The organism is Pseudomonas sp. NBRC 111130, from assembly GCF_001320485.1.
Lineage (GTDB): Bacteria > Pseudomonadota > Gammaproteobacteria > Pseudomonadales > Pseudomonadaceae > Aquipseudomonas > Aquipseudomonas vlassakiae.
In genome coordinates this window covers 58,967-70,957 of sequence record NZ_BCBG01000002.1, presented here as the reverse complement: position 1 = coordinate 70,957, position 11,991 = coordinate 58,967, and the positions used below count along the sequence as shown (strand labels likewise).

General features: G+C 61.1%; 13 protein-coding genes. 10 read left to right on the top strand and 3 right to left on the bottom strand.

Going from position 1 to position 11,991, the window contains the following annotated elements:
* Position 1: 1 nt before the first annotated feature.
* Both APH33_RS01260 and APH33_RS01255 read right to left on the bottom strand, forming a co-directional pair.
* A complete protein-coding gene (locus tag APH33_RS01260; RefSeq protein WP_054883410.1) occupies positions 2-1,717 on the bottom strand; it encodes a proline--tRNA ligase in 1,716 nt (571 codons plus the stop codon).
* A 160-nt stretch (positions 1,718-1,877) separates the two neighbouring features.
* A complete protein-coding gene (locus tag APH33_RS01255; RefSeq protein ID WP_054883409.1) occupies positions 1,878-3,161 on the bottom strand; it encodes an OprD family porin in 1,284 nt (427 codons plus the stop codon).
* 741 nt (positions 3,162-3,902) lie between these two features.
* Here APH33_RS01255 and APH33_RS01250 point away from each other — a divergent pair.
* Positions 3,903-4,322, top strand: coding sequence for an HIT domain-containing protein (locus APH33_RS01250; protein ID WP_054883408.1), 420 nt, complete (start codon positions 3,903-3,905; stop codon positions 4,320-4,322).
* 1 nt (position 4,323) lies between these two features.
* Positions 4,324-4,530 carry a SlyX family protein gene (locus APH33_RS01245; RefSeq protein WP_054883407.1) on the top strand — a complete coding sequence of 69 codons (207 nt, stop codon included), beginning with the start codon at positions 4,324-4,326 and terminating at the stop codon, positions 4,528-4,530.
* A gap of 39 nt (positions 4,531-4,569) precedes the next feature.
* Here APH33_RS01245 and APH33_RS27815 read toward each other — a convergent pair whose 3' ends face one another.
* Positions 4,570-5,163 (bottom strand): cold-shock protein, encoded by a 594-nt coding sequence (locus APH33_RS27815; RefSeq protein WP_054883406.1) that lies wholly within the window; start codon positions 5,161-5,163, stop codon positions 4,570-4,572.
* Between the two features lie 277 nt (positions 5,164-5,440).
* Here APH33_RS27815 and APH33_RS01235 point away from each other — a divergent pair, with 277 nt between their 5' ends.
* From APH33_RS01235 to ruvB, 8 genes are all read left to right on the top strand, one after another.
* Positions 5,441-5,914 (top strand): Dps family protein, encoded by a 474-nt coding sequence (locus APH33_RS01235; RefSeq protein WP_003254783.1) that lies wholly within the window; start codon positions 5,441-5,443, stop codon positions 5,912-5,914.
* A 149-nt stretch (positions 5,915-6,063) separates the two neighbouring features.
* Entirely contained in the window at positions 6,064-6,390 is a 327-nt protein-coding gene (locus APH33_RS01230) for a ribbon-helix-helix domain-containing protein (RefSeq protein ID WP_054883405.1), read from the top strand.
* A 92-nt stretch (positions 6,391-6,482) separates the two neighbouring features.
* Entirely contained in the window at positions 6,483-6,704 is a 222-nt protein-coding gene (locus APH33_RS01225) for an FmdB family zinc ribbon protein (RefSeq protein ID WP_043209521.1), read from the top strand.
* A gap of 94 nt (positions 6,705-6,798) precedes the next feature.
* Positions 6,799-8,574 (top strand): aspartate--tRNA ligase, encoded by a 1,776-nt coding sequence (aspS, locus tag APH33_RS01220; RefSeq protein ID WP_054883404.1) that lies wholly within the window; start codon positions 6,799-6,801, stop codon positions 8,572-8,574.
* A 109-nt stretch (positions 8,575-8,683) separates the two neighbouring features.
* Positions 8,684-9,430 carry a YebC/PmpR family DNA-binding transcriptional regulator gene (locus APH33_RS01215; protein ID WP_054883403.1) on the top strand — a complete coding sequence of 249 codons (747 nt, stop codon included), beginning with the start codon at positions 8,684-8,686 and terminating at the stop codon, positions 9,428-9,430.
* A gap of 168 nt (positions 9,431-9,598) precedes the next feature.
* Entirely contained in the window at positions 9,599-10,123 is a 525-nt protein-coding gene (gene ruvC, locus APH33_RS01210; protein ID WP_054883402.1) for a crossover junction endodeoxyribonuclease RuvC, read from the top strand.
* Between the two features lie 109 nt (positions 10,124-10,232).
* Positions 10,233-10,850, top strand: coding sequence for a Holliday junction branch migration protein RuvA (ruvA, locus tag APH33_RS01205; RefSeq protein ID WP_054883401.1), 618 nt, complete (start codon positions 10,233-10,235; stop codon positions 10,848-10,850).
* Complete coding sequence (gene ruvB / locus APH33_RS01200; RefSeq protein ID WP_054883400.1) at positions 10,847-11,893, top strand: Holliday junction branch migration DNA helicase RuvB; 1,047 nt, start codon at positions 10,847-10,849, stop codon at positions 11,891-11,893. The genes ruvA and ruvB overlap by 4 nt, the downstream gene beginning before the upstream one ends.
* Positions 11,894-11,991 lie beyond the last annotated feature (98 nt).

Below are 11,991 nucleotides of genomic sequence, written 5' to 3'. Positions count from 1 at the left end.
ATCAGCGGCGAACGCGGGCCTGCAGGAAGGTCAGCACTTCATTGAGCGGCAGCTGTTGGGCCTCAGACTCGGTGCGGTGCTTGTACTCCAGGTTACCGTCGGCCAGGCCACGATCGCTGACGACGATGCGGTGTGGAATGCCGATCAGCTCCATGTCGGCGAACTTGATGCCGGGGCTGGTCTTCTTGTCGCGGTCGTCCAGCAGCACCTCGAAGCCGGCTGCAGTCAGTTCGGCGTACAGCTTGTCGGTTGCCTCGCGAACTACCTCGGTTTCGTAACGCAGGGGCACTAGGGCGATCTGGAACGGTGCCAGGGCGTCGTTCCAGATGATGCCTTTGTCGTCGTAGCTCTGCTCGATGGCGGCAGCGACCACGCGGGACACGCCAATGCCGTAGCAGCCCATGGACAGGGTCACCGGCTTGCCGTTTTCACCCAGCACCTGGCACTTGAGCGCCTCGCTGTACTTGGTGCCGAGCTGGAAGATATGGCCAACTTCGATGCCGCGCTTGATGACCAGGGTACCCTGGCCGTCCGGGCTTGGGTCACCTTCGACGACATTGCGCAGGTCGGCGACTTGTGGAACCGGCAGGTCACGCTCCCAGTTCACGCCGAAGTAGTGCTTGTCGTCGATGTTGGCGCCGATGGCAAAGTCGCTCATCAGGGCGACCGAGCGGTCGATGACGATTTCCAGCGGCAGGTTCAACGGGCCGAGCGAACCGGCGCCGGCACCGATGGCCTCGCGCAGTTCGGCGTCGGTGGCCATGACCAGCGGGTCGGCAACCTGTTCCAGCTTGGCGGCCTTGATTTCGTTGAGCTCGTGGTCGCCGCGGACGATCAGGGCGACCAGTTTGCCTTCTTCGGCGCCGCGCACGATCAGGGTCTTGACGGTTTTTTCGATCGGCAGGCCGTGGTTTTCCACCAGCTGGGCAATGGTCTTGGCATCCGGGGTATCGACCAGACGCAGCTCCTCGGTAGGAGCAGGACGCACGGTTTCACGCGGGATGGCTTCGGCCTTCTCGATGTTGGCGGCGTAATCGGAGCTGTCACTGAAGATCACGTCGTCCTCGCCCGACTCGGCCAGGACGTGGAATTCGTGGGAGTAGCTGCCACCAATGGAGCCGGTGTCGGCCTGCACCGGGCGGAAGTCCAGGCCCAGGCGGGTGAAGACGTTGGTGTACGCCTGGTGCATGCGGTCGTAGGTTTCCTGCAGGGAAGCCTGGTCGGCATGGAAGGAGTAGGCATCCTTCATGATGAATTCGCGGCCGCGCATCAGGCCGAAGCGTGGGCGAATCTCGTCACGGAACTTGGTCTGGATCTGGTACATGTTGAGCGGCAGCTGTTTATAGCTGGACAGCTCGTTGCGGGCCAGGTCGGTAATCACTTCTTCGTGGGTCGGGCCGACGCAGAACTCGCGCTGATGACGGTCCTTCAGGCGCAGCAGCTCAGGACCGTACTGTTCCCAGCGGCCGGATTCCTGCCACAGTTCAGCAGGCTGGATGCTGGGCATCAACACTTCCAGGGCGCCGGCGGCGTTCATTTCCTCGCGCACAACGTTTTCGACCTTGCGCATCACCCGCAGGCCCATCGGCAGCCAGGTGTACAGGCCGGAAGCCAGTTTGCGAATCATGCCGGCACGCAGCATGAGCTGATGGCTGATGACCACTGCGTCGGCAGGGGTTTCTTTCTGGGTGGCGAGCAAATATTGACTGGTGCGCATGGTTAGCCGTGTCGATTGCCTAAGACGTTGAAATAGCCCCGCATTGTACGGGGGCGAAACGAAGGCGTACAGAATGCCCCAGGGCGTGGCAGTTGTCAGCCAAGAAAAAGCCCGGCAAGTGTGCCGGGCTTTTTCAGGTGCGGGGCACTATAAGCCAGGCTTACAGGATGCTCAGCGGGTACTCGACGATCAGGCGCAGTTCGTCGATCGAGCTCGAACCGTAGTAGACGCCATCGCTGGAGCGGTAGGTGGCCTGACGAACGCGGAAGCTCAGGTCCTTGGCCGGGCCTTCCTGCAGGACGTACTTGACGTCTACGTCGCGTTCCCATTCCTTGCCGTTGCTGGTGCCGGCCACGTTGGCGTCGGTACCACGTACATAACGGGTCATGAAGGTCAGGCCCGGGATACCGAATTCGGCGAAGTTCAGGTCGTAGCGAGCCTGCCAGGATTTCTCGTCTTCGGCGTTGAAGTCGGAACGGGCAACGGAGTTGGCCAGGAAGATGGTGCCGCCGCCGTCTACACCGTAGCCGTAGTCACCGTCGCCGGAGACTTTCTGGTAAGCCAGGGTGAAGGTGTGGGCGCCGATGTTGTAGGCGCCGGACAGGCTGAATGCACGGTTGTCCAGTTTGCCGCCATCGAAGGCCTTGTATTTGGCCGAGCCATCACTCTTGGTGTCATAGATGTTGAAATCGAACACCAGGCCCTGCTTGTCGGAGATTGGCAGCGCCCAGTTCACGTTGGCGTAGTACTTGCGCCAATAGTCTTCGACCTTGGAGTAGTAAAGGCTGGTCGACAGATTGTCGGTGAAGGCGTAGGTGCCACCGACAACATCGGCCTTTGTCAGGTGCAGGCTGTCGTGGTTGGTCTCGGCCTGGGCGTCAAGTGCGGTGAAACGACCCGCGTTCAGGGTCAGGCCTTTGATTTCGTTGCTGGTGATCAGGGCGCCTTCGGCCATTTCCGGCAGCAGGCGGCTGTCGTCGGTGGCGAACACAGGCAGAGCGGTGAACTGGTCACCTACTTTCAATACGGTGTTGGAGATGCGGAACTTGACTGCACCGCCGCCCTTGGAATAGTCGTCTTGCGCGCGGCCGTCGGAATCAAGCGGGAACAGGCCGGTGCCGGCGCGGCCTTTGCCGCTGTCGAGTTTCAAGCCGAGCATGCCAATGGCGTCAACGCCCACGCCGACAGTCCCTTGGGTAAAGCCGGATTCATAAGTGCCGAGGAAGCCGAGGCCGGTTTCTTCAACGCGGCTCTGACGAGCGCCGGTATCAGGGTCACGCTCGTTGTTACGGAAGTCACGGCTAAAGTACAGCATGCGAGTCTTGACGTTCAGCTTGCTGTCTTCGAGGAAACCCTTGGACTCGTCCTGGGACGAGGCCACTGCCATCTGTGAGGTCCCTGCCGCAACGGCCAGGGCGATCATGCTCCACTTCATCACGCGCATCGTGATTTGCTCCTTTGGTTTTTAGGAAGAGTACCGCTGCGTCCAAGTCTTTTAGTTATATGGAACAGCTCTTTCTTGTTATGTCGGCGGAAATGTATAGCACGCTGACTGTTCTTGGCGATATGGCAAAATTTATCCTTGCGGGAACTTTATGGTCATGTCGCTTTCAGGTATTTCCATGTCGCAAATCACGCCCCGATTAACCGGGTCGTACAACGCCAGCGCTGTCCCATCGCCGTAAGAATTCTGTAACTACAGATTCTGGCTGGGAAACTCCCTGGTGTGCCCAATCTCGCTGTTGTTATTTGTCGCGTCACCTGGTCAATGCAGGTGTCGTGCCGACTTGGCGTGGAGAGAATGCAACAAGCATGCTCAAAATTAACAACGGTTCATGAAATTTTCACAGAACCGGCCGCCAAAGGTCGGAAAGTGCCGCAATTACTGGGCGGGAGTTGTCTGATGGTGTGCCGGTCTCATTCGGCAGGTTGAAGGAAAAACCTGCCATAAAAGTCAATGTGTTACCGTCGACTGTTGATCCTGAGTGGTTGATGTGGGTAGAAGCGTAGTGCCGCACACTTGGGCGGCCTCATTTTGGTGCGAAAAGTAGCGCTGTGTTACCGCAGTTGTGCAAGTCGTGAGTATTCATGGGCTTAAAGCGTGCATTCATGCGTTTGTCAGCATGCTCGGGCGGGGCGAAGCAGAGTATCCTTGGCGCATCGGATTATTATTTGGAGATTGATCGTGTTTGATATGGATTCGCGTTTGCAGCAGGATTCCCTGGTGCTGGGTGACTTTCCGCTGTGCCGCCTGCTGCTGAGTAAAGATGCCAATTACCCGTGGTTCATACTGGTGCCCAGGCGTGAGGGTGTGAGCGAGTTGTTCGACCTCAGCCAGGAAGACCAGGCGCAGCTGTGGAAAGAAACCACCTACCTGGCCGAAACGCTCAAGCACGCGTTCGCGGCCGACAAGATGAACGTGGCCACCTTGGGTAACGTGGTCAGCCAGATGCACATGCATGTGATCGTGCGCCGTCATGGCGATCCAGCCTGGCCTGCGCCGGTCTGGGGCAAGGTCTCGGCAGTTGGCTATGCACCGGAGCAGGTGGACGCCATTCGTCAGCGTCTGCGTGCGCTCCTGACCCATGATTATCAGGAGGTCTGACATGTCGGCGGAGTTGCGCATCATCGAGCTGGAAACCCGTCAGGCGTTCCAGGACGACACGATCCAGGCGTTGAATGATGTGGTGGTCGAGCAGGGGCGGGTCATCGAGCGTCTGCAACTGCAGATGGCCGAGCTGATCAAGCGGTATGAAGAGATGGTCGGGCAGATTGGCAGCGAAGGGGAAGAGGCGCCGCCACCTCACTATTGATGAGTGGCCGCCCTGGGCTTGCCCCAGGGCGGTGCGGGCTCAGCGGCGGTTAACCGCGACCACGTCTTCGGCCTGCAGGCCTTTGTCGCGATGCATCACCGAGAACTCCACGCGCTGGCCTTCGACCAGGATGCGGTGACCCTCGCCGCGGATCGCGCGGAAGTGCACGAAGATGTCGTCGCCCGTGTCGCGGGAAATGAACCCGAAGCCTTTGGAAGTGTTGAACCACTTAACGGTGCCGGTATCACGCTTGCCGGCTTCCAGTGGCGCACCTTGGCTGGCGCGTGCTTTCTTGCTGCTGCGGGCGAAGCCGGCCACCAGGTGCATGGCGACAGCCAGCGCGGCGCAGACCAGCGCCGCCAGGTTGCCCATTTCCGGGCGTGCCAGCAGGGTCAGGGTCTGCAGGACCACGGCCACCACCAGCAGGGCGCAGGCCAGGTATTGCAGCTGTTGCCGCGCACCGCGGTAATACAGTGGCACCACCGGGGCCAGCAGCAGGTTGAGCAGGCCCAGCAGGGTCAGATAGACCGCGTCGGGTTGCTGCAGGAAGGGTATTGCGTCGGGTTTGAGGCTGGGTATGAGCGATAGCAGCAAAGCCGCAACGCCCGTCACCAGATGGACGATCTTGAACATGGGTTGGCTCACAGTTGATAAGGCCGATCACAGGAAGAGCTGGCGGCACGGTGCGCATGAGGTGTAAAGCGCGAACACGTGGAGGCCAGCCTATGCACCCGGCAATGACAGTCCGCACGGGTGGCACCGTGCCTATTTAACAGCAAAGGCGGGGGCTTCTCAAACCGCAGCCGGCAAGCACCGATGGTTTGCCCTGTGTCATGGGCGCCTTGCGCCAGGCATTGATACAGTGTGTAGTACCTGCTTGATCATCAAGCCTTATGGAAAGGGGAACTTCATGGCAATCGATATCGGTATCAGTGAAGAAGATCGCAAGTCCATCGTCGATGGGCTTTCCCGCCTGTTGTCGGATACCTATGTGCTGTATCTGAAAACCCATAACTTCCACTGGAACGTCACCGGCCCATCATTCCGCACCCTGCACCTGATGTTCGAAGAGCAGTACAACGAACTGGCGCTGGCGGTCGACTCGATCGCCGAGCGGATCCGTGCACTGGGCTTCCCGGCGCCAGGTTCGTACGCCTTCTACGCACGGCACTCCTCGATCAAGGAGGAGGAAGGTGTGCCGCCTGCCGATGAAATGATCCGTCAGCTGGTGCAGGGGCAAGAGGCCGTGGTGCGCACTGCACGCAGCATCTTCCCGGTGGTGGACAAAGTCAGCGATGAACCCACTGCTGATCTGCTGACCCAGCGCATGCAGGTGCATGAAAAGACCGCCTGGATGCTGCGGGTGCTGCTCGACGGTAAATAAACGGCTAATCGTGTAGGACCTGTCAGAAAGCCCGGCTGAATCCATTCCAGTCGGGCTTTTTCGCTTGTGCGGGAAGGTTTTGCCGCTGCTTTGCGCGCCTCGCTCTGCGCTTCATTGAGCCCCAGTTGATGAACTGAGGAGGTGGTGCGATGCAAGCAGTCAAGCGTGCGGTGAAGTTGGGGCATTGGCCTGGCAAGCAGTGCATCGACCCGTTCAAGGCCGATTTCGACATGTTGCAGACGCAGCCGGTATCGCGCTCGGTGCGGTTGAACGGTTTTTCCACGTGCCTGCGCCTGGAGACGGTGTATTGGGGTATCCTCGAGCAGATCGCCGCGGCGAACCAGTGCTCGGTCAGCGCCGTGCTGTCTTATGTCGACCGTGAAGTGCACCTGCGTCAGGGTGGGGTGCGTAACTTCAGCGGGCTGATCCGGGTGATTTGTGTCGCCTGGTTGCGTGATCCGCCGAGTGCACGCTGATCGCCCGGCGGGCTGCGCAGTGTCGGTTAACCATATATAATCCCGCTTTTTGCTGCCCCGGCAGCCAGCGTTGTGGTTGACGAGAGACGTTCATGCCCCTTTATGACTATCAATGTGCTTCCTGCGATCACCGGATGGAGGTGCTGCAGAAGATCAGCGCCGCGCCGCTGACCGACTGCCCGGCCTGTCAGGCGCCGGCATTGAAGAAACTGCTGTCGGTCCCTGGCTTCCGCCTGAGTGGCAACGGCTGGTACGAAACCGACTTCAAGACCGGGGCAAAAAAGAACCTGGCAGGCGGCGACAAGGCCGACTGAGTTGAATTGCAGTAGCCGGGTCTTGCAGTATTAGCCCTCCGGGCGGCCAAGGCCTCCAACGAATACACGAATCACGAGAAGCGAAACCACCATCATGATGCGCAGCCATTATTGCGGCCAACTGAACGAGAGCCTGGACGGCCAGGAAGTCACCCTTTGCGGCTGGGTCCATCGTCGCCGGGACCACGGCGGGGTGATCTTCCTCGACATCCGTGACCGCGAAGGCATGGCCCAGGTCGTGTTCGACCCGGATCGCGCCGAAACCTTCGCCGCCGCCGACCGCGTGCGCAGCGAGTACGTCGTGCAGATCACCGGCAAGGTGCGCAAGCGCCCGGAAGGCGCAGTGAACGCCAACATGGCGTCCGGTGCCATCGAGATCCTCGGCTACCAGCTGAACGTGCTCAACGAAGCGGAAACGCCGCCGTTCCCGCTGAACGAATACTCCGACGTCGGCGAGGAAACCCGCCTGCGCTACCGCTTCATCGACCTGCGTCGCCCGGAAATGGCCGACAAGCTGCGCCTGCGTTCGCGCATCACCAGCAGCATCCGTCGGTTCCTCGATGAAAACGGCTTCCTCGACGTCGAAACCCCGATCCTCACCCGTGCCACTCCGGAAGGCGCACGTGACTACCTGGTGCCGAGCCGCACCCATGCAGGCAGTTTCTTTGCCTTGCCGCAGTCGCCTCAGCTGTTCAAGCAGCTGCTGATGGTTGCCGGTTTCGACCGCTACTACCAGATCGCCAAGTGCTTCCGCGACGAAGACCTGCGTGCTGACCGCCAGCCGGAATTCACTCAGATCGACATCGAGACCAGCTTCCTCGATGAAGCCGAGATCATGGGCCTCACCGAGAGCATGATCCGCAAGCTGTTCAAGGAAGTGCTGGATCTGGAGTTCGGCGAGTTCCCGCACATGACCTTCGAAGAGGCCATGCGCCGCTACGGTTCCGACAAGCCTGACCTGCGTATCCCGCTGGAACTGGTCGACGTCGCCGACCAGCTGAAGGATGTCGAGTTCAAGGTCTTCGCCGGCCCGGCCAACGATCCGAAGTGCCGCGTCACCGCACTGCGCCTGCCAGGCGGCGCCAGCATGCCGCGCAGCAAGATCGACGAGTACACCAAGTTCGTCGGCATCTACGGTGCCAAGGGTCTGGCCTACATCAAGGTCAACGAGCGCGCCAAGGGCGTCGAAGGCCTGCAGTCGCCGATCGTCAAGAACATCCCTGAGGCCAACCTCAACAACATCCTCGACCGCGTTGGTGCCGTCGACGGTGACATCGTGTTCTTCGGTGCCGACAAGTTCAAGGTCGTCAGCGAAGCCCTGGGCGCGCTGCGTATCCGCCTGGGTCACGACTTCGAGCTGCTGACCTGCGAGTGGGCGCCGATGTGGGTCGTCGACTTCCCGATGTTCGAAGAGAACGAAGACGGCAGCTTCACCGCGCTGCACCACCCGTTCACCGCGCCGAAGTGCACCCCGGAAGAACTCGAGGCCAACCCGGCCACCGCGCTGTCCCGTGCCTACGACATGGTGCTGAACGGTACCGAGCTCGGTGGCGGTTCGATCCGTATCCACCGCAAGGAGATGCAGCAAGCGGTGTTCCGCCTGCTGGGCATCGATGCTGCGGAACAGGAAGAGAAGTTCGGCTTCCTGCTCGACGCCCTGAAGTTCGGTGCGCCACCTCACGGCGGCCTGGCCTTTGGCCTGGACCGTCTGGTCATGCTGATGACCGGCGCCCAGTCGATCCGTGAAGTGATCGCCTTCCCGAAAACCCAGAGCGCCGCGTGCGTCATGACCCAGGCGCCTGGCATGGTCGACGCCAAGGCCCTGCGCGAGCTGCACATCCGTCTGCGCGAGCAGACCAAGGTCGAGTAATCGGCCCCGGGCGCATCCCGGCGGGTGCGCCCCGGCGCTTCGGCGCAGTATTCCCACGTTCCGCCCTTCGGGGCGGAACCTGTTTCTGTTTCAAGGATTCGGAGTCGTTATGGCTGGTCATTCCAAGTGGGCGAACATCAAGCACCGCAAAGAGCGCCAGGATGCCAAGAGAGGCAAGATCTTCACCAAGTGGATCCGTGAGCTGACCGTCGCGGCCAAGCAGGGTGGTGCCGACCCAGGCTCCAACCCGCGCCTGCGCCTGGCGTTGGACAAGGCTCTGGGCGCCAACATGAGCCGCGACATCATCGATCGCGCCGTGGCCCGTGGTGCCGGCACCAACGAAAGCGACAACGTCGAGGAGCTCAGTTACGAAGGCTACGGCCCGGGTGGCGTGGCGATCATGGTCGAGGCCATGACCGACAACCGCAACCGGACTGCTGCCGCCGTGCGCCATGCCTTCACCAAGTGTGGCGGCAACCTCGGCACCGACGGCTCGGTCGCCTACCTGTTCGAGCGCAAGGGCCAGATCAGCTTCGCTGCGGGCATCGACGAAGATGCCCTGATGGAGGCCGCAATGGAGGCCGATGCCGACGACGTGGTGGCCCACGACGACGGATCGTTCGACGTTTTCACCTCGTTCAACAACTTCTATGCCGTGCGTAACGCGCTGGAAGAGGCGGGCTTCAAGGCCGCCGACGCGGAAATCGTCATGCAGCCGACCACCAGCGCGGAACTGGACCAGGAGGGCGCCGAGAAAGTGCTCAAGCTGATCGACATGCTCGAAGACCTGGATGACGTGCAGAACGTCTACTCCAATGCGCAGATCTCCGACGAGATCATGGAAAAACTCGGTTAAGGTGTTCTGGCTGTTCTATTCAGGCATGTAAGCTTTTCGTTGCTTGCACCGGCCCTTTCGCGGGTAAATCCGCTCCCACAGGTACTCCACATACCTGTGGGAGCGGGTTTACCCGGGAAAGGGCCGTTACAGTTTGCATTGATGCATCAATTGTTATCGACGGGCCCTATGACTCTGATTCTTGGTATCGACCCCGGCTCGCGCATCACCGGCTACGGTGTGGTCCGCCAGACCGCCCGTGGTTGCGAGTACGTGGCGTCGGGCTGCATTCGCACCGGCAGCGGCGAGTTGCCTGAGCGGTTGCAGATTGTCTTTCGCGGTGTCAGCGAGATCATCGCCCAGCACGGCCCGGTGACCATGGGCATCGAGCGGGTATTCATGGCACGCAACGCCGATTCGGCGCTCAAGCTGGGCCAGGCTCGCGGCGCGGCCATCGTTGCTGCCATCGAGGCCGGGCTGGAGATCGCCGAATACAGCGCCAGCCAGGTCAAGCAGGCCGTCGCTGGCAGCGGTGGGGCCAATAAAGAACAGGTGATGTTGATGGTCATGCATCTGCTCAAGCTGACCCAAAAGCCACAGATCGATGCTTCGGATGCCTTGGCCATCGCGATGTGCCATGCCCATACCCGCTCCAGCCTGGTGCCCCACGGCCTGGCCACGGCGCGGCGGCGAGGCGGGCGCTTGCGTCTGTAAGCGCTTCATGCGCTGATACACATTTTGTCCGGGTGAACCATTCTCCCGGTGCATTTGCTGATAGGGTTGAGCGGTCTTCGACCGGCTCCCCGAGAGGAAGGATCGGAACGTGATTGGACGTTTGCGCGGCACCCTGGCGGAAAAACAGCCGCCGCACCTGATTATCGACGTCAACGGCGTAGGCTACGAGCTGGAAGTGCCGATGACCACCCTGTACCGTCTGCCGAAGGTTGGCGAGTCGGTGACCGTGCATACCCACCTGGTGGTGCGTGAAGACGCCCACCTGCTGTATGGCTTTGCCGAAAAGCGCGAGCGCGAGCTGTTCCGTGAGCTGATTCGCCTCAATGGTGTGGGCCCAAAGCTGGCGCTGGCGCTGATGTCCGGCCTGGAAGTGGACGAGCTGGTGCGCTGCGTGCAAGCTCAGGATGCTGCGGTTCTGGTGCGCGTGCCAGGCGTTGGCAAGAAGACTGCCGAGCGCCTGTTGGTTGAACTGAAGGACCGCTTCAAGGCCTGGGAAACCTCTCCGGCCATGTTCACCCTGGTCTCCGATGGCCCACTGCCGCTGGCCAGCGAGTCTTCCGCTGAGGCTGATGCGGTCAGTGCCCTGGTGTCTCTGGGCTACAAACCGCAGGAAGCGAGCAAGGCCATCGCCGCGATCAAGGACAAGGCCGGCCTGAGCAGCGAGGAACTCATTCGTCGCAGCCTTAAAGGGATGATTACCAAGTGATCGAAGCCGACCGTCTGATCGCCGCCAGTGGCCGCGACCGTGAAGAAGTCCAGGACCGTGCGATCCGCCCGTTGCGCCTGGACGAGTACATCGGCCAGCCGGTGGTGCGCGAGCAGATGGCGCTGTTCATCCAGGCGGCCCGTGGGCGCGGCGAATCGCTCGACCATACGCTGATCTTCGGCCCGCCCGGGCTGGGCAAGACCACCCTGGCCAATATCATCGCCCAGGAGATGGGCGTATCGGTCAAGAGCACCTCGGGGCCGATCCTCGAGCGGCCGGGTGACCTGGCGGCGATGCTGACCAACCTCGAACCGCATGACGTGCTGTTCATCGATGAAATTCACCGCCTGTCACCGGTGGTCGAGGAAGTGCTGTACCCGGCGATGGAGGACTTCCAGCTGGACATCATGATCGGCGAAGGCCCTGCGGCCCGGTCGATCAAGCTCGACCTGCCGCCGTTTACCCTGGTTGGCGCTACCACCCGGGCCGGGATGCTGACCAATCCGTTGCGTGACCGCTTCGGTATCGTCCAGCGCCTGGAGTTCTACAGCGACAAGGACCTGGCGACCATCGTCAGCCGTTCGGCCAACATCCTTGGCCTGTCCATCGAGGACCACGGTGCCTATGAGATCGCCCGGCGTGCCCGTGGCACGCCACGTATCGCCAACCGTTTGTTGCGCCGGGTGCGCGACTACGCCGAGGTGCGCGGCAAGGGCCAGATCACCAAGGCTGTTGCCGACATGGCGTTGAACCTGCTGGACGTCGATGAGCGTGGTTTCGACCATTCCGACCGCCGCCTGCTGCTGACCATGATCGAGAAGTTCGACGGTGGTCCGGTGGGTGTGGACAACCTGGCTGCGGCCATCAGCGAGGAGCGGCATACCATCGAGGATGTGCTCGAACCTTATCTGATCCAGCAGGGGTATATCATGCGCACCCCGCGCGGCCGCGTGGTAACCCGGCATGCCTACCTGCACTTTGGCTTGAATGTGCCTGGCAGCCTGGGCGGGCCAGCCGAATTTTCCGAGCCAGGCGATGAGTGACCGATCAAAACCTGCTTTTCGTGGTCCTACCGCTGGCATGCCGATGGTGCGCTGGCAATTCGACATTATGAACAAAAACAGTTGCCGCAGCGGATTGG